This window comes from Paenibacillus farraposensis (assembly GCF_020736845.1).
In the GTDB taxonomy this organism is placed as follows: domain Bacteria; phylum Bacillota; class Bacilli; order Paenibacillales; family Paenibacillaceae; genus Paenibacillus; species Paenibacillus farraposensis.
In genome coordinates this window covers 203,347-220,788 of the sequence record NZ_JAFFQR010000064.1, presented here as the reverse complement: position 1 = coordinate 220,788, position 17,442 = coordinate 203,347, and the positions used below count along the sequence as shown (strand labels likewise).

The following is a 17,442-nucleotide window of genomic DNA, read 5'->3' as shown; positions in this document are numbered from 1 at the left end:
CCTTTAATGAAGATGTCCGCCAAAATGGCGGACATCAGTTAGATAATCACTTTGCTTATTTGCAAGTACAACTTTATGCTGCTCGCTATTTTAGATCAATACAGCTTTCTGGCCATCATGTTTAATAGGCTTATATTTGCATTCCCACATGGCGTCCCGGACTGCTTGTTCGATATCATCTGGCTGATGGCATGCCACTCCATCCTGAACTGCAGCCTTGGCTACGGCTACGGCTACAGCCTGAGATACTTCCCGCAGTTCACTGATTTTAGGCAACAGAGAAGCTCCAGGGTGAGACAAATCGACCATTTGAGCTACGGCATGGGCAGCGGCGGCAAACATGCTGTCTGTAATCATTTTCGATTTGACCACAATGGCGCCAAGGCCTAGACCCGGGAATACGAAGGCATTATTGGACTGGCCGATTTCATACTTGATATCATTGTAGGTAACTGGCTCGAAAGGGCTTCCCGTGGCAACCAGTGCTTTTCCTTCAGTCCAGCGGATCAAGTCCTGCGGGGTTGCTTCAGCCAGTGGAGTCGGATTGGACATCGGCATAATGATGGGACGTTCGGTATGCTTAGCCATTTCTTTAACAATTTCTTCGCTAAATGCCCCGGCAACACCGGATGTTCCGATCAAAATCGTCGGCTGCACACGGCGAACGACTTCAAGCAGAGGAATTGTTCCATCCTCTGCACGTTCCCAGTCGCGGCATTCTGCGGCATCTCGTACATAAGGAACCTGGAATGGGAAAAGCCCTTCCGTTTCATTGGTAAGCAGGCCGCGGTAATCATAAGCCCAGAAGTTGCGTTTTGCTTCGGCTTCCGACAGTCCTTCCAGCATCATGGCCGCACTAATTTGATCAGCATTACCGATCCCCGCAGCTCCCGGACCAAAGACTAATACCCGATGCTTGCTCAGCGGGATCCCGGATAATTGAACACCGGACATCACACCCGCGAGCGTAACCGCACCAGTACCTTGAATATCATCATTAAACGTCAAAATACGATTTCCATATTTGTTAATAATGTTGCGGGCGTTTACATTGCCTAAGTCTTCCCAGTGCAGCAAAGCATTCGGGAAATAAGAAAGTGCGGTTTGGACATAGGTGTCAATAAAGTGTTCATACTGCTCTCCGCGAACACGTTTGTGACGGTTGCCCATATATAGAGGATCTTGCAGCAGCTTCTCGTTGTTGGTGCCTGCATCAAGCACAACTGCGAGCACCCGGCTAGGATCGATTCCCGCGGCCGCTGTATAAACAGCAAGCTTGCCAATCGCGATGTTAATTCCACCGACTCCCCAGTCACCAATCCCCAAAATACTTTCGGAATCTGTGGCTACGATCAGATCGATGTCGCCGGGCTCCAGGTTCAAATTTTTAAAAGCTTCATCAATCGCGGCGAGATTATCAATAGATAAATACATACCGCCCGGTTTGTGGTATTCATGACTGTACTCCTGTATCGCCTGACCGACGGTTGGGGTATAAACAATCGGAAGCATTTCGCTCAGATGCTCTGAGAGCAAACGATAGTACAGAACCGTATTTCGATTGAAGAGATCATTTAATGCAATGTTTTTGCGCAAATTATCCGGTTGGCTCTGAAATTGCTTATATACCCGCTGAACCTGCTCCTCAATGGTTAATATCGTAGGAGGAAGCAGCCCGTCAAGCCCAAGCTCTTTCCTTTCTTCAAGCGTAAAAGCCACTCCTTTGTTCAGCAGTGGATTGGCAAGCAGATCTTTTCCAGTTAGATTGGTTTCGATAGATCCGTCTTCAGTAAGATGAAAAGCTCGCATTTTCAATTCCTTCTTTCTAAAAAATGACATTTCGTTTCAACCTTGAACATCGCGTGAACAAGTATACGCTTTATTTTAGAGCAAGTGAACAAGTATGTTGTGTGAAAAATGGTTATATAAGTACTTTTATAATATTTCCTGTATGTTTTATATGATTTTTTTCATGGCTTTGAATGAATTTTAAGATTTTTAATCAAAAAGAGCTTTAACCTCAATGGAATATCATTGAAGGTTAAAGCTCATGTGTTGAACTAAATAAGCAGTCTTAATGGACATCAACCTTTAATTCTCCGATTCGGCGGGTGGTTTCATCGACGGCTGGAACAGTAGGCCGCATCCAACTGGTGCGCCATTTCAACTGCATGATGATGACTAGTACAAAGGCACAGAATGTGATCAGGCTCAGACTGATAAATCCCGGCATGTAGGACCCCGTTAATTTGTACAAATGTCCTAGGATCAGAGGAAGAAAGCATCCGCCTATACCACCCGCAGCGCCGATAATGCCGGTCATGAGTCCGATTTCGTTTCCGAATCGCTGCGGCACGAGCTGGAATACAGAGCCATTGCCGGCACCAAGGCACATCATGCCTGCAAAAAGCAGCACTACGACCAGGGCTAGCGGAGGTAAGAACGCAATACCCGCAAACATCATCGATGCTCCGGCATACAAATACGTCAACATGCGTGAACCACCGATCTGATCAGACAAAAAGCCGCCCACAGGACGAAAGAAGCTGCCGGCAATGACACACACGGTTGCAAAATCGGCGGCATGTACAGCAGAGAGGCCGTATTGGGTATTAAAGAAGATGGTCAAATAATTCGAAAGACCAACGAATCCTCCGAATGTCACACCGTAAAAAGCACAGAACACCCATGCATCTCCTTGTTTTAGCACCGAAGCGTATTGCGACAGGCGTTTGGGGGCGGGGCGGTGAGGGCTGTTGCGGGCAAAAACACTAAATAGAATGAAGACGATGAGAATCGGAAGGATAGCCAATCCGAAAACGGCCTCCCAGCTGCCAAAATACTGTGCAAGCCGGTTGTCAAACAAGGTGGCAAGAACAGTGCCGCTATTGCCGGCAGCTGCAATGCCCATAGCCAGTCCCTGGTGCTCTTTCGGATACCACTGGCTGACTAATGGCAGCGCAGCTGCAAATGAGGCCCCGGCTACACCCAGCAGCAGGACGACCATGTACAACTGCTCCAGCGAATCCACCCACACCCAGCCGAGCAGTAGGGGGATTAACGTCACCAGCATGCCGATCTGTCCGGTGAGCTTGGGGCCAATATAATCTGACATAAAGCCAAGCACGAGCCGCAGCAGGGAACCACCGAGCACCGGAAGTGCAACCAGGTTGGCTTTTTGTAAAGGGTCCATAGGGTAGTCATTGGCAATGACAACGGACAGAGGTCCAATCATGCCCCATATCATGAAGCTGATGTCAAAATACAGGAAGGCGCCAAACAGCGTGGGTTTGTGTCCGCTTTGCCAGAAGCTTTGTTTGTTCATTCTCCATCTCTCCTGTTCCTATTTATGTACTTCGTCTGCAGCATGTCATATTGAACATGAAAAGCCGCAAATCAACCCCGTCATCAGACGGAGCGAATTTGCGGCTTCATTGCCGTAGTTAACACACCACATTGTGCGTTAGCCGGGTATGATCACGTTCGAGTGATTGTCATCCAAATTATAAAAAATGATTTATTTAATGTCAATATACATAACACATAAAAACAAAGTGAATAAAACAAAGATGGAAATGCGGATTTGATGTATTGAATATTGACATGATACTCACAATTTATTAATCTTAGAAACATATCGGCACAACGGTGTGTCGGCATTTACGGCAATGGTGCCCTTTTCCCTTGAGGTGGAGAAGGGCTTTTTCTGTCTTATACTATTTGGAGAATGGGGCTGGTTCGTTGATGAAAAGACTGGTCGTCGTTGGCAATGGTATGGCAGGTACCAAATGTGTTGAGGAAATACTTGGTCTGGAACCGGATAATCAGTTTCAAATCACCATATTTGGCGCAGAACCCCGCCCCGGGTACAACCGCGTGCTTCTGTCCAAGATGTTGCAGGATGAAAGCTCATTCGAACATATCGTCACTCATCCCTGGGAGTGGTATCAAGAGAACAACGTAAGGATATGCGCCGGTGAACGTGTCTGCTGCATTGATACTGCGGCCCGTACGGTCGAAACCGAAACAGGCACTATGGAACCCTACGACATTCTTATACTGGCAACTGGCTCATTGCCTTTCATACCTCCTATTCCCGGAGTCCGGAAACGGGGGGTAATCGCTTTTCGGAATGTGGATGATTGTGAGACCATGACTCAATATGCCAAAACATATGAGAAGGCCGCGGTCATTGGAGGGGGACTGTTGGGGCTTGAGGCTGCGCAAGGTCTGCTGAATCTGGGGATGGAAGTCGAGGTTGTTCATAATGCCCCGTATATTATGAATCGTCAGCTTGACCAGACTGCGGCAGGTCTGCTGCAGCGCAAGCTGGAGCAACAGGGAATGCGGTTTCGTTTGGAAAAGGAAACGACTCATATTATGGGGCGAAACAGGGCGCGAGGGCTGATGTTTTCAGACGGGAACAGGCTGGAGACAGATTTGGTTGTGCTGGCGGTCGGCATTCGGCCGGATACCGGATTAGTGCAGGGCAGCAGTCTGGATGTCAACCGTGCCATTATCGTGGATGATTATATGCGCACAAGTATTCCTGATATTTACGCAGTCGGTGAATGCGCTGAACACCGCGGGATTTCATATGGGCTGGTGGCCCCGTTATATGAGCAGTGTAAAGTGCTGGCGCATGTCATTTGTGGCCGCAAAACGGCTCCCTATGAAGGGTCCGTCCCGTATGCACAGCTCAAGGTTGCGGGTATTCAGGTGTTCTCAGCAGGAGACATTCGCGAAGAGGGAAACGAGACGGCGCTGATGGAATATGACGGTATGCACGGGATTTACAAAAAAGTGATGATGTGCAAAGGAACTGTCACTGGCGCTATTTTGTTTGGCGATACAGCGGAAAGCACCTCGCTGCTTGGAATGGTACGGCGCGGCGCGACGATTGCAGAGCTTGCATCACAAGATAAAGGGGCAAGCAGAGCGGAGCAAGAGGCCGCCAAGCTGCCGGAAGAGGAGACGGTATGCGCGTGCAACGGTGTCAACAAGGGGGCTATATTGCGTGCCATCACTGCAGATAAGCTAAAGACCGTGGAAGAGGTCAAGTGCAAGACAAAGGCATCCTCTTCCTGCGGTGGTTGTCAGCCGCTGGTGGCTGCGCTGCTCAAAAATGCTTCGTCCTCATCATCCATTGCTGACACTGCAGCTGCTCCTGCCGTTCAGGATCCTGTTGCCGTGTGCGGATGTACGCACTACGATCATGATTCCCTTAAGAAAGCGATGGTGTCCGCACGATGCCGGACTCCGGCGGAAGTCGTGTCCCGCCTCGGCTGGAGCAGACAACAGGGCTGCGAGATATGCCGTCCGGCTGTGCTTTATTACTTGGAATCCCTTGGCTTGCGGGATGGATCTGTGTCAAGTCAATGGGCCGGAGAAGCTGCGATTCAGTTCCCCACACAGCAGGATGGAGAACCGCTGTCTGCGAGTTTGTGGTTTATGGGGCTGAATGGCGGGAAAAAGACATTTTCCATGCCCGCCTTGGTAGGCGGCGTAGCCTGGGAAGAAGCAGCCCGGATAAAGGAACGGCTGCTGGCTGTCTGGAGAGGATGCGCGTTGCCATCACCAGTTGCCGTTGCGGTTTGTCCGGGCCCGGAGTATTCCGGAGGTGTGCTTGTCCACGACATCGGACTATCCCGGTCGCCGGCAGGCTGGGAAGTGTATGCTGGTGGACATGCGGAGCATCCGGTTCGTCAGGGGCGCCTGATTGGAGTGTTGGAGAATGCGGAAGAAGCGGTCTTCATGGCTGCGGCTTGCTTGCAAATATACCGGCATCATGCACGGTATGGGGAGAACATGTGGGAGTGGATTGAACGGACAGATATTTTGCTGCTGCGAGAAAGCGTGCTGGATACAGCTTTTCGAAGTGAATTGGTGGGCAGCCTGCGCGACTACAATGCTGACAGGGTAACTGGTTAAGCGGCAGTTGTGGCAACCCATTTATGCTTGTGTAAACCATACAAAGATGCAAATGGTGAGGGGGAGACTTTATGTGTCAGCCTGGGGAAAGCAAGCTGGAAACGGCGATGCACGTACCGGAAGGAATCGATACACAGTGCCCGTTTTGCAGCGTGCAATGCAAGATGACCGTTCACGCAGGCGAGGAGACACTTGCGGGTGTTGTGCGTGCTGTGCATAGGGCGGAAGGGAAGCCCAATGCAGCCTCGCAGGGCAGGCTGTGCGTCAAGGGGATGAATGCGCATCAGCATGCATTACATGCAGAAAGGCTATTGCGGCCTCTTATGCGTAAGGCAGGCAGACTTGTGCCGGTCACGTGGAAGGAGGCGCTGGATGCTGTCGCCGATAGTTTCTCTTCTACGCTGTCCGCACAGGGTCCTGACGCTATCGGCATTTACGGCGGGGGCTCGCTAACGAATGAAACGGCTTATTTACTTGGTAAATTTGCCAGAGTGGCCGTAGGTACGCGCTATATCGATTATAACGGACGCTTCTGTATGTCAGCAGCTGCATCTGCCAGCAGCAAGGTGTTTGGCATTGACCGGGGATTGACTTGCAGGCTGGCAGATATCCCGCTGGCTCAGTGTATTGTGCTGGCAGGCACGAATATTGCCGAATGCCAACCGACACTTATGCCTTATTTTCACCAAGCCAAGGAAAATGGGGCGTATATCATCGTCATTGACCCTCGTGCGACTCCAACAGCGGCCATTGCCGATTTGCATGTGCAAATCAGGCCGGGTACAGATGCGACGCTGGCGAATGCCATGATGAAGGTTATGGTGGATGAAGGATTAGTGAATGAAGACTTTATCCGTAAGCGGACCAACGGGTATGAGCAACTGCTGACTCATTTGAACCGTATGGATTTCAGCGAGTCAGCTGCACGATGTGGAATTGAGCCGGAGGTGATTCGACAGGCGGCACGCGCCTTTGGCACTGTCGATACGGGTATCGTTTTTACAGCCCGAGGTGTCGAGCAGCACACCGATGGACATATGGCAGTACGCGCCTTTATGAATCTGGTGCTGGCTACTGGCAAGATTGGCAGGGAAGGATGCGGCTACGGAACCATTACAGGACAGGGGAACGGACAAGGAGGACGGGAGCACGGCCAGAAGGCGGACCAGCTTCCCGGCTACAGATCGATTGAGAACAAGGCGGATCGGGACTATGTGGCATCTGTATGGGGGATTAAGCCGAACAGGTTGCCTGGAAAAGGAGTATCAGCGTATGAAATGATGGAGCTTGTTCACCAGGGGGAAATTCAGACGCTGTTTGTGATGGGCTCTAATCCGGTCGTATCCAGTCCGAATGCTCGAATGGTGGAGGAAGGGTTGAAAAAGCTGAATCTGTTGGTTGTGGCGGATATGTTTCTTACTGAAACAGCGCAGATGGCCGACATTGTTTTACCTGTAACATCACATCTGGAGAATACGGGGACCATGACCAATCTGGAGGGGCGCGTTCTACTGCGGGAAGCGGCGCGGTCTGCTCCGGGCGAGGCCAGAGATGACTGGCGTATTTTATGTCAAATCGCTGTCAGGCTAGATAAGGTCGGTTATTTTACGTACAAGGATGCTGAGCATATCTTTGAAGAGCTGCGGCTCGCCAGTCGAGGCGGTCTTGCTGATTATTACGGGATCACGTATACCAGGTTGCGCCATGAGGGAGGCGTATATTGGCCATGCCCGTCACCGGATGAGGCGGGGACGGATGTGATGTTTCGGGAAAGCTTTGCCCTTCCCCATCAAAAGGGCGTATTTACAGTGGTTGAAAGCCGTAGTGCTGGAGAGCACACATCCGAGGATTATCCCCTGGTTCTAACGAACGGTCGTGTACTGGCTCACTATTTGACAGGCGTACAAACACGCAGAAGCTCGTCGCTGACCGCCCGCGAGATTGAAAACTTTGTGGAAATCCATCCCCGTACAGCGCAGCGCTGGCATATCAGGGACGGAGAGTGGGTAGAAATCACGTCACCACGCGGAAGCTTCACCGTGCGCAGCCGGATCAAGCCACATATCCGTGAAGATACGATCTTTGTGCCGATGCATTGGGGAGGCGTACAAAATGTAAACCGGGCAACCCGGCCGGACCTTGATCCGTTCTGCCGAATGCCCGGCTTTAAAACGGCTGCTGTGCGCATCCGCCCTCTCCACCTGTCTACCGTTGCGAACAGTGCAGATCCAAATGAATGGTCTTGGCTCTAAAATAGAATAAAAGGCCAGCCCCTAAGTGCAGGAGATGGCCTTTTGACGCAGCTTCCGCTTCAACATAGTTCAGATCCCGGGCCTCTCTTTTTTCCGTGTCCAACTTCTTTTAACATTTAAATCATGTTCATGGTTAAGGCCCCTTTCGACTATGCCTTTAGCATTTGATGTGCTCTGACGATGGAGATGGCTACATCAACGATGCGTTTGCGTTCATTCATTGCTTTTTTTCGCAGCAGATCATACGCTTCCGCTTCCGGAATACCATTGACTTCGCCAAGTATTCCTTTGGCCATATCAATCCATTTGCGCTCTTCCAGCCGGGCGGTCAATTGTTTGCGTTCACTTCGCCAGTGCTGGCGCTCGAAAAAGCGTTTGGCGCTAAAATGGAGGACCCAATTCAGCTCATGCGCTGCCATGGAAGGGATTAAAATACCGTCGACAGGAACATTGGCCTCACAGGATTCCGTCGGTGACAGAGCGGATTCCGCACTGCACCACCAGAGCAGTGGAATGGCTTTGGCTTGCTCCAGCCTGCCTGACCACATGCCGATCTTGCCGACAGGTATATTCAATACCGCCGCATCTGCATCATGAATCAGCTGTTTTATTTCAGATTCATTACGACAGCGCAGTGTCAGGTATCCGTTGGACTCCAAAAGTTGCTCAGGTCCTGCCTGCCATGAGGAACCGGCGTGCTCACGTCCGGATACATGGCCTGAATGGGAGTGAATTACCAACAAGGAACGCAAGCGGGCTCCTCCTTTCTGTAACATGAAAGATCGTTAGCAATGAGATGATAGATGGATAATATTCCTTGATAACAAATATGACATAATATTTTGGTTTCCTGCGAATTTTTTGGGACATATCAAGTGGAAGCGGGCTTTTTATCCATTTTGGCGTGTTCTCGTCAGAAAATCAATCCAAATTTTATAAAAAGTGATATTTTATACATCATAAATATGTTGCATGATGATAAAATATATTTTTATGATATTTTGCGTAAGGAATGTTGACGTATAGCTCGAATCATTATATATTGGCTACAATACTATTAATTCCATACTTTGATGGATACAACGGCGTATTCAATGTAACGGCAATGGAGCCTGTGTTTGCATGGAGGGATGTTTTGAATCCCCTATGTGAAGCAGGCTTTTTTTGTTTTAAGGGATACCGAGTAGAAGGGGAGAGGCTTGATGAATCACACCAAAAAGCTAGTGTTGGTCGGGAACGGAATGGCGGGAATACGTACACTTGAGCATTTGCTGAAGATCGCTCCGGGCGCTTATGACATTACGGTATTTGGGGCCGAGCCCCATCCGAATTATAACCGGATTATGCTGTCCTCCGTCTTGGCTGGAGGAGCTGGCTTACAGGATATTGTCATCAACGACTGGAACTGGTATGAAGAAAATCATATCCGCTTGTATACAGGTGATCCTGTTATAGCGATCGACACGGACAAGCAGCAGGTAAGGTCCCGCTCCGGTGTATGTGTTGCTTATGATTTGCTGCTGCTGGCCACAGGCTCCAACGCCTTCATTCTGCCGCTTCCAGGAGCAGACAAGGATGGTGTTATCGGCTTCCGGGATATCCATGACTGTGAAATGATGATGGAGACCGCGAAGGCCTACAAAAAAGCAGCCGTCATCGGCGGCGGATTGCTTGGGCTGGAAGCTGCCAGAGGGCTGCTCAACCTCGGGATGGATGTGACGGTTATTCACATTCACGAGCAGATTATGGACCGGCAATTGGATGAGGCTGCTTCCTCCATGCTAAGACGCGAGCTGGAGGAGCAGGGAATGACTTTTCTGGTCAATAAAAGGACAGCCGCTATTACAGGCCGTCGCCGTGTCGAGGGACTCAAATTTGCCGACGGCAGTGGGCTGGAAGCGGATCTGGTCGTTATGGCAGTAGGCATCATGCCAGACATTGAGCTTGCGGTATCGGCGGGAATCCCTGTAAATCGCGGCATTATCGTAAATGATTACATGGAAACAGGCATCCCCGGCATATACGCTGTTGGCGAATGCGCAGAACACCGGGGCATCACCTACGGGCTGGTCGCTCCATTATATGAACAGGGTGGTGTGCTGGCCCAGCGGCTTGCGGGCATAGAGGCTCCGGGCTATAGAGGTTCTGTCACTTCAACGAAACTGAAGATTTCAGGCGTAGAAGTGTTCTCAGCAGGGTGCTATCAGGACGAACCGGGCACGCGTTCTCTTCGATATCAGGATGAACTTGACGGTGTCTACAAAAAAATCGTAATCAAGGATGAACAACTGATCGGAGCCGTTCTGTTCGGTGATACATCTGATGGAGCCAAGTTGTTTTCTCTCATCAAAAGTGGCGAATCGGTGACAGGCCGTGAGAAAGAACTGCTGCTCGGCTTCAACCCCGGTCAATCGGAAACAAGCGGCTCCCTAGTGCTGGAACAAATGCCTGATGACGAGATTGTATGCGGATGTAACGGTGTATCCAAGGGGGCCATTGGAGAGGCCGTTGCGGCTGGCTGCCGGAGTCTCGCGGAGATTAAAGCCTGCACGAAGGCATCGGCATCATGCGGCGGCTGCAAGCCATTAGTGGAGGGGCTATTGCAGCTGTATGCAGGCGCCGAAACAGGCGAGCCTGTCAAAGAAGGCATATGCGGCTGCACGACGCTTGACCGGGATGCGATCATTGACGGCATCCGGGAAATGGGATTGAAGAGCGTCAAAGAAGTGATGCACGTGCTAGGCTGGGACGAACCCGAAGGCTGTAGCAAATGCCGGCCGGCCCTCAATTATTATCTGGGCATGCTGTGGCCGTTAGATTACGTGGATGAAAAGGAATCGAGATTCACCAATGAAAGATACCATGCCAATATCCAGAAAGACGGCACATATTCAGTCGTGCCCCGGATTTACGGAGGAGTTACTTCACCTGCCGACTTGAAAAAAATTGCCGCTGTTGCCGAGAAATATAATGTGCCTCTGGTGAAATTTACGGGCGGACAACGCCTTGACCTGCTTGGTGTGAAAAAAGAGGATCTGCCGGGGATCTGGTCCGAGCTGAATATGCCATCCGGGCATGCCTACGGGAAGACGCTGCGTACAGTAAAAACATGTGTTGGCAACACCTTTTGCCGCTTCGGCACCCAGGATGCCATGGGCATGGGAATCCGGCTGGAAAAGGCATTTGAGCGCCTGAATGCGCCTTCCAAGGTTAAACTGGCCGTGTCTGGTTGTCCGCGGAACTGCGCCGAAGCGACGATCAAGGATTTAGGCGTGGTCGCTATCGATGGTGGCTGGGGAATTTACGTTGGCGGTAATGGCGGCATTAAGGTGCGGGCGGCTGAATTGCTTTGCACCGTTAAAACCGAGGATGAAGTAATGGAGTGGACTGGCGCCTATTTGCAGTATTACCGTGAGCAGGCCGATTGGAACGAGCGCACAGCGCATTGGGTAGAACGGGTCGGGTTGGAATCCATCAAGCAGGCGCTTGCAAGCGATGAGACGAGAAAGCAACTGGTAGGCAGAATTGAGGAGGCATTAAGCACGGCGACTGATCCTTGGCGCGAAATCATTGAGGACCGGGAGCAGCTCAAAAACTTTGTCCAGCTGCCTGAACTAATTCAATAATGGAATGGGGGTCGAAAAACATGGAGATCAACACAACGACAACCAGCAGAATCAGAGTAGCTAATTTGAACGATATTGATCGGCTGGGAGCCCGGACGATTCGTGTTCATAATACGGAGGTTGCACTATTCCGGCTGAGCGACGGAAGCGTCCGTGCACTTGAAAACCGCTGTCCGCATAAAGGAGGGCGGTTATCTGAAGGAATGATATGCGGCTCAGCAGTCCACTGCCCGCTTCATGACTGGAAAATCGACCTGTCCACAGGTCAGGTGAGAGAACCGGATACCGGGTGTGTGACTGCTTACCCGACAGAAATTGATCATGAAAACGAGGCTGTCTATATTATAATCTAGAGTTCTGTGTATCTGGTGCCTCATCGCAAAAAGCCGATCTTATTTACGTTCGGCTTTTTGATCTTGAAAAAAAGGAAAAACCCCTTGTAGAATCAAGGGGTTTTCAGTATAGGACGGATGGGGATCGAACCCATGACCCTTACCCTGTCAAGATCATACCCTGATAAGTAACGTTCGGTAGGTTACGGTGAAAAACCAATGAAATAAAGGGTTTATAGTGTTCGCACGAACAGATGTTCAGTAGGTTTAAGTATGTCTAGGAACCTACTTTCGTATCAAAATTCGTATCAAAATATGATTCATGCTTTCTTGTAAAATGATCGTCCAAACATGTCAGCAGTATCCTCCTGAATGTCAGGCAAGATATGGGCGTAATTGTCGATCATGCGAGTATCAGACCAGCCCATTCGTTCTGCAATAACCTGAGGCGTTTCTCTATTCTTTATAAGAAAGGTAACGTGTGAATGCCGCAGATCGTGAAACCTTATTTTCTTCAATTTTGAGTTAGCTATTATTCTGTCAAAAGTGCGGCTAATGTTTCGAGGGGAGACGGGTGTTCCTAAAGATGTTGACACCACTAACCCAAGGTCGGTGTAAACAAGTTTGTTGCTCATCTTCTTTTCATTGGTGCGTATTTTATGGAGTCGCAACGCCTCCATAGTTTCCGAGTCCACACGAATTAATCTGCTCCCCGAGATCGTCTTAGCACCAACTTGAAAATCTTTCCCGTCACTACTCATAATCTGAGTGATTGATATAGTTCTTTTATCGAAGTCTACGTCCTTCCAACGGAGTCCTAATATCTCTCCCTTACGCATTCCGGTAGTTAAAGCAAGAAGGAACACAATATAATACATATCGTCTTTTGAAGCTTCTAGGAAAGCATGTGCCTGTTCCAAGGTCCATACCTGCATTTCCTTTTTTCGAGCTTTAGGACGTTCGACTAACGAAACAGGGTTTTTGCTGATCATTTCCCAAGAAGCTGCTTTCTTCATGGATTCATTAATAATTGTGTGACACTTTTGAATGTTTTCATCCGATAGTTTCCCATTAGAATGCAAATCATTATAAAAGTCTTGGATGTGGCGTGGTGTGATACTACTAATGGTAAGGTGTCCAAGTGCGGGCAGAATATGATTGTTAATCATGCTGCTATATGTAGTCATAGTGCCTCGCTTAACATGCATCTTCTTATCGTTTAAAAAACTCTCCATGAAATCCTTGTAGAGTGTCTTTGACTGTTCTATAAATGTACCCTTGTTTAGATCGTTCTCCATTTCGCTCATCGCCGCTTTTGCTTCTTTTTGAGTTCTGAAACCACGACGCATCTTTTGTTTGTACTTCCCATTTTCTTTGTAGTTTACTTTGAAGTCCCATTTCCCAGTCTCATCATTCTTGTATACAGGCATTATTGATCACCAGCCTTATGTTCGATTATATCGCTTGGCTGTACGCCGAAATACGTACATATCTTGTTTAACACTTCAAACGATATGTTTTCATCTTTGCCCATCTTCGCCATTGTTGCTGAGGATATACCAACTTGAATCCGTAAATCCTCTTTGTTCATATCCCTTTCAATTAACAACTTCCAAAGCGGTTTGTACGAAAAGCCCATTTTAACACCATCCCAAATATTTATTTTACATATATAAACCATATCTTTACATTATCAAAGAAACAGTATTCTCGCAAACATTTGAATCGTAAAAAAATTACGTGAAAATTGATCGTAAAATGAAAATAATTGTGATCTATTAGGTTTTGCACATGGTAAATTAGTAACATGGAAAACAAAGAGAGAGCAGCACCCGACACAAACATATACCCGTTTGACGGTGGTAGGCGTAAGACGAGCGGCACCAGTTAGCCCCCTGCTATAAGACCTACAGAGAGCCGCAAGGGTAGGACAAGCGGGCATGCTGTTCTTTCTATTTCCAGAGCTTGCGAGGGTGAGAGTTCCGGGCTTGTATCCCGGCGGTCGGTGGTTCGATTCCATCAAGGGGTATTTTTAAAAAAAGAAAGTAAAGGAAGCGTGAAGAAAGATGCTGAGCAAACATGATTTGGAACTGGAAAGAATGATTAATGTGACGATAGAACAATCTATCGAAAAAGGCGAAGCAGGGGAAAAAGGAGAATTGACCTATGATTCCGTACAAGATGCTGGGATCGGTAATCTGTTCGGTCTGGCCCTCGTCGCCAAGTCAAACATGGCAATCGCCCGGCAACTTGCAAAAAGAAATGAAATCGAATATCGCCGGGATGCTGAGACTAAAGCAATAAGAGATCATTACATGGCTTCGAGTGGTAAAAAAAAGCTGCGTTCGGATGGTGATAAGAAATGATTGATTTGTTTATTTCTATCTACATCGTAGTCGGGTTCACTTGGGCGCAGGCATTCATCGTTTGTCAACCAGCCGAAAAGTTCTATGATTTGGTCAAAAGACATGGTGATAATGCGTCTATTCTTGTCGTTGCTTTGGTTTCACTCGCTATGGCTGCTCTCTTCCCTATTCACGCACTGTATGTACTCTATAAGATAGTTCGAGAGAAAAGAGGCGATAAGCAGTGAGCTTTTGGATATGGTTTGTCATTGGCTTCTTCTCGGGACCTATAATATTCGCTTGGTTCATGGGTAAGAGCGATAAGAGTTTCGCTGATGATGCAGAAGCATTCAAGTCTGCTCTTGCTCAAGCTGGTAGAGCGACTATTTTACCACTGTTTGCGTCATATCTTTTATTCAAAATAAAGCTAGGTTTCATGCACGGTTAGCTCAGCGGAAGAGCACAGGCGGGCCCAAGTAAAACAGACCTAAAGGCGCGGGTTCAATTCCCGCACCGTGCTTAAAGGATATTCCCTCCGTTACATCGAATTATGTTGTTCGGAGGTGTTTGGAATGGAAAAGGAAATTATTAAAAGAGAAGAGCATAACGGAGTTAATTACGAAGCGTCAGTATGGCATGGTGACGGTAAACACGTTGCACTGGTAACAGTCTCTGATGAGAATGGGGAACGCCAGGTATTTACTCAGGAGTGCAATAGTGTGAAGCACGGTGAGGAATTAATCTTGGATGTATGGATGGACATCATAAGCGCCTGATAAGGTGCTTTTTTTATTGAAATCGGTAAGTTAGCTTGAGAGCTGCAGTAGCGTTTATCCCCGGAGACAATCCGGGGACTTTACAGCGCCAAAAGGAGAGGTGCGGTTCGAGTCCGCAGGGCGCTATTTGGAATCCAGTCTTTCAAAAGCTGGTCCCAGCTTCTGCATGGATTCAAGACCATGTTGCAGAACATAGTTCGCTGCAGAGGCGATGAAAGCAAGCGTAACAGCAGCGATGATCGCAGTTTTTGCATTATTTTCGATCCATTCTAACAAAAAAACACCTCCTTTCGGACTAATACTTTCGGCACATGAAAAGGGATATCCTTCCTATGTGTCGAATTGTTGTGTCGAAGGAGATGATGCTAATGTCTAAATTCGCAGAAGATCACATGAGATTACTCAGACTCATTGAAGAAGGCTTTCAAATCTGTAAAGTTGCACTCCAAACCGAAATTAAAGATATTTCATTTGATTCAGGAAATTTTGATTTTTATTTTTTTAGAAACGACGAAAAGATAGCTGTTATGCCTAATGGAATGGATTCTTTCATTTTAAAAAGAAAAACAAATCTAGTTGAAGATGAAATTGTAATTAAGGCTGCTACCCAAGATTATTCTCAAAAATTTAGAAAGTACGACCTACTATACTATGTAAGTGAAGGCTTTGGAATAAAGAAATTCATTGATCGTAACACTGATATGACCGATGATCAAATAAAAAAATTCTTTTCTCTTAACGAGAAACTACTTGATTATCTCGGTCACAATACAGAAGCTCTACTTATGGATATGAATCCGCGATGTTTGCACGCTTCAACTTGTGCAGATACCTTAGAAGGGTTTTTATTTCCTTTAATTGTTAAGTTGAAGGGAAATGAGCAGGCGGCGAAAGAACTGGCCCAAATCATAGAGAAATGCAATAAATTAGAGGCAGATGATCCGGATAAACTCAACTATATCCTAGATGAATTAGGGAATCTCGTAAATAAACATAAAATTCACTAAGCATCCCTGAGGTGCTTTTCTTTCGAAATCTTCTATAATATTCAATCTTTCTTCTACCGATAAATGGTAATGGGAGGTGATTATTTTGATAATACGAACACCAGAAGACGAATTTAGTCCAAAAAAGCTGACCGAGTTAGTGGTTGATTTAGATGCACAGATCGGAGTTAAAAACCTCCAGATAGCTGCTTTGATAGAGTTGCTCAAAGCAAAGGGGGTCTTCTCTGAGGAAGAGCTTAACCTGTACTACAAAGGGGTTCTTGGTAGACACGCTACACTGTCTGAAGAACAAGGGCTTGATCCTGTACAGTTTCATGAATACGCCATGGATATCTTAGGCTTGGATTGATTATTTCATTAAGGAGAAGCACCCTAATCGGTGCTTTTTTTGTTGCCCGAAGGAGGGTTGAAGATGGAACTATTGCAATGGCTTGTACGATTAACAGCAGCCCGACATGAGGCCCCGCGTAACCGAAAGGAGCGTCGTCAAGGAAGGAATCATTAATGAATGTTTATACACCATATACAAGAATGATGAATATTAGTGGTGGACAATCACACCCCTCTAGCATGATTCTACTGGTGGACGATTGTCCCCCTCTAAACGGGTGTTAGAATGATACGACCCCTTATGTATCAAGGGTTTTAAGGAATTATACTCTCATGATGGTGTGCAAAATGTACCAGCTACACCGATGTATAAAGGGTGTATAATGCCGAATTTAGGCCAAAATGGGCCGATTGACAGCCTAATATAGTTCTCAGTATAATGCTCTTACTCCTTCGTATTTAGTAACTAAGTACAAGGATCTTAATATGGAGCGCAGCGTTCATATGCATTTCATCTTCAATAATTGATTAAAGAGATAATTTAAAAAACATTGGTTCTGCACATCTTTTCAGTGCGGAACTAGGCCGGTCCGGCTATGAGGACGGTTTTAATCTTTTAAAGAATACGTTTAAAGTAACTTTAATGCTATAAAGTATATGCGACGCTAAAAACCTTTGGTATACAAGGGTTATTAATACCTAATAAAACATAATACGATTACTGAAGTCACTCCCATAAAAGAGTGGCTTTTTTTATTGTTCATATATAAACAGAGAGGATGAAGAGAGAGTGAAGCATGAGGATAATTATTCCTATCAAATAAACCTGATAGAGAACAAAGA

Annotated in this window: 15 protein-coding genes and 1 tRNA gene; 10 read left to right on the top strand and 6 right to left on the bottom strand. The window is 47.4% G+C overall.

What is annotated here, in order from left to right; all coding sequences use genetic code 11:
• Positions 1–90: 90 nt before the first annotated feature.
• A complete protein-coding gene (locus JO375_RS10795; protein WP_229524780.1) occupies positions 91–1,809 on the bottom strand; it encodes an NAD-dependent malic enzyme in 1,719 nt (572 codons plus the stop codon).
• A 265-nt stretch (positions 1,810–2,074) separates the two neighbouring features.
• Positions 2,075–3,325: a nitrate/nitrite transporter gene (locus JO375_RS10790; protein ID WP_229524474.1), complete on the bottom strand. Its 1,251-nt coding sequence runs from the start codon at positions 3,323–3,325 to the stop codon at positions 2,075–2,077.
• A 416-nt stretch (positions 3,326–3,741) separates the two neighbouring features.
• Here JO375_RS10790 and nirB (JO375_RS10785) point away from each other — a divergent pair, with 416 nt between their 5' ends.
• Both nirB (JO375_RS10785) and nasC read left to right on the top strand, forming a co-directional pair.
• On the top strand, positions 3,742–5,931 hold the full coding sequence (nirB, locus tag JO375_RS10785) for a nitrite reductase large subunit NirB (RefSeq protein WP_377570294.1): 2,190 nt from the start codon (positions 3,742–3,744) through the stop codon (positions 5,929–5,931).
• A gap of 71 nt (positions 5,932–6,002) precedes the next feature.
• Positions 6,003–8,183: an assimilatory nitrate reductase catalytic subunit NasC gene (gene nasC / locus JO375_RS10780; protein WP_229524473.1), complete on the top strand. Its 2,181-nt coding sequence runs from the start codon at positions 6,003–6,005 to the stop codon at positions 8,181–8,183.
• Positions 8,184–8,332: 149 nt separating this feature from the next.
• Here the strand turns inward: nasC and JO375_RS10775 are convergent, their stop codons facing one another.
• On the bottom strand, positions 8,333–8,935 hold the full coding sequence (locus tag JO375_RS10775) for an ANTAR domain-containing response regulator (RefSeq protein WP_229524472.1): 603 nt from the start codon (positions 8,933–8,935) through the stop codon (positions 8,333–8,335).
• Positions 8,936–9,385: 450 nt separating this feature from the next.
• On the opposite strand from JO375_RS10775, the gene nirB (JO375_RS10770) reads away from it, so the two are divergent.
• Both nirB (JO375_RS10770) and nirD read left to right on the top strand, forming a co-directional pair.
• The gene (nirB, locus tag JO375_RS10770) at positions 9,386–11,809 is read left to right on the top strand and encodes a nitrite reductase large subunit NirB (RefSeq protein WP_229524471.1); all 2,424 of its coding nucleotides are present in this window, start codon (positions 9,386–9,388) and stop codon (positions 11,807–11,809) included.
• A gap of 20 nt (positions 11,810–11,829) precedes the next feature.
• The gene (gene nirD, locus JO375_RS10765) at positions 11,830–12,162 is read left to right on the top strand and encodes a nitrite reductase small subunit NirD (protein ID WP_229524470.1); all 333 of its coding nucleotides are present in this window, start codon (positions 11,830–11,832) and stop codon (positions 12,160–12,162) included.
• A gap of 299 nt (positions 12,163–12,461) precedes the next feature.
• Here nirD and JO375_RS10760 read toward each other — a convergent pair whose 3' ends face one another.
• Positions 12,462–13,571, bottom strand: coding sequence for a site-specific integrase (locus JO375_RS10760; protein WP_229524469.1), 1,110 nt, complete (start codon positions 13,569–13,571; stop codon positions 12,462–12,464).
• Complete coding sequence (locus tag JO375_RS10755) at positions 13,571–13,780, bottom strand: helix-turn-helix domain-containing protein (RefSeq protein ID WP_229524468.1); 210 nt, start codon at positions 13,778–13,780, stop codon at positions 13,571–13,573. Before JO375_RS10755 ends, JO375_RS10760 begins: the two co-directional genes overlap by 1 nt.
• A gap of 427 nt (positions 13,781–14,207) precedes the next feature.
• Here JO375_RS10755 and JO375_RS10750 point away from each other — a divergent pair, with 427 nt between their 5' ends.
• The 4 genes from JO375_RS10750 to JO375_RS10735 all read left to right on the top strand — a co-directional run bounded on the left by JO375_RS10750 (position 14,208) and on the right by JO375_RS10735 (position 15,262).
• Positions 14,208–14,507 (top strand): hypothetical protein, encoded by a 300-nt coding sequence (locus tag JO375_RS10750; RefSeq protein WP_229524467.1) that lies wholly within the window; start codon positions 14,208–14,210, stop codon positions 14,505–14,507.
• Positions 14,504–14,734 (top strand): hypothetical protein, encoded by a 231-nt coding sequence (locus JO375_RS10745; RefSeq protein ID WP_229524466.1) that lies wholly within the window; start codon positions 14,504–14,506, stop codon positions 14,732–14,734. The genes JO375_RS10750 and JO375_RS10745 overlap by 4 nt, the downstream gene beginning before the upstream one ends.
• A gap of 190 nt (positions 14,735–14,924) precedes the next feature.
• A tRNA-OTHER gene (locus JO375_RS10740) sits at positions 14,925–15,006 on the top strand.
• A 52-nt stretch (positions 15,007–15,058) separates the two neighbouring features.
• Complete coding sequence (locus tag JO375_RS10735) at positions 15,059–15,262, top strand: hypothetical protein (RefSeq protein ID WP_229524465.1); 204 nt, start codon at positions 15,059–15,061, stop codon at positions 15,260–15,262.
• A gap of 123 nt (positions 15,263–15,385) precedes the next feature.
• Here JO375_RS10735 and JO375_RS10730 read toward each other — a convergent pair whose 3' ends face one another.
• Positions 15,386–15,538 (bottom strand): hypothetical protein, encoded by a 153-nt coding sequence (locus tag JO375_RS10730; RefSeq protein ID WP_229524464.1) that lies wholly within the window; start codon positions 15,536–15,538, stop codon positions 15,386–15,388.
• A gap of 92 nt (positions 15,539–15,630) precedes the next feature.
• On the opposite strand from JO375_RS10730, the gene JO375_RS10725 reads away from it, so the two are divergent.
• Both JO375_RS10725 and JO375_RS10720 read left to right on the top strand, forming a co-directional pair.
• Positions 15,631–16,269, top strand: a complete 639-nt coding sequence (locus JO375_RS10725) for a hypothetical protein (RefSeq protein ID WP_229524463.1) — start codon at positions 15,631–15,633, stop codon at positions 16,267–16,269.
• An 85-nt stretch (positions 16,270–16,354) separates the two neighbouring features.
• Entirely contained in the window at positions 16,355–16,618 is a 264-nt protein-coding gene (locus JO375_RS10720; protein ID WP_229524462.1) for a hypothetical protein, read from the top strand.
• Positions 16,619–17,442 lie beyond the last annotated feature (824 nt).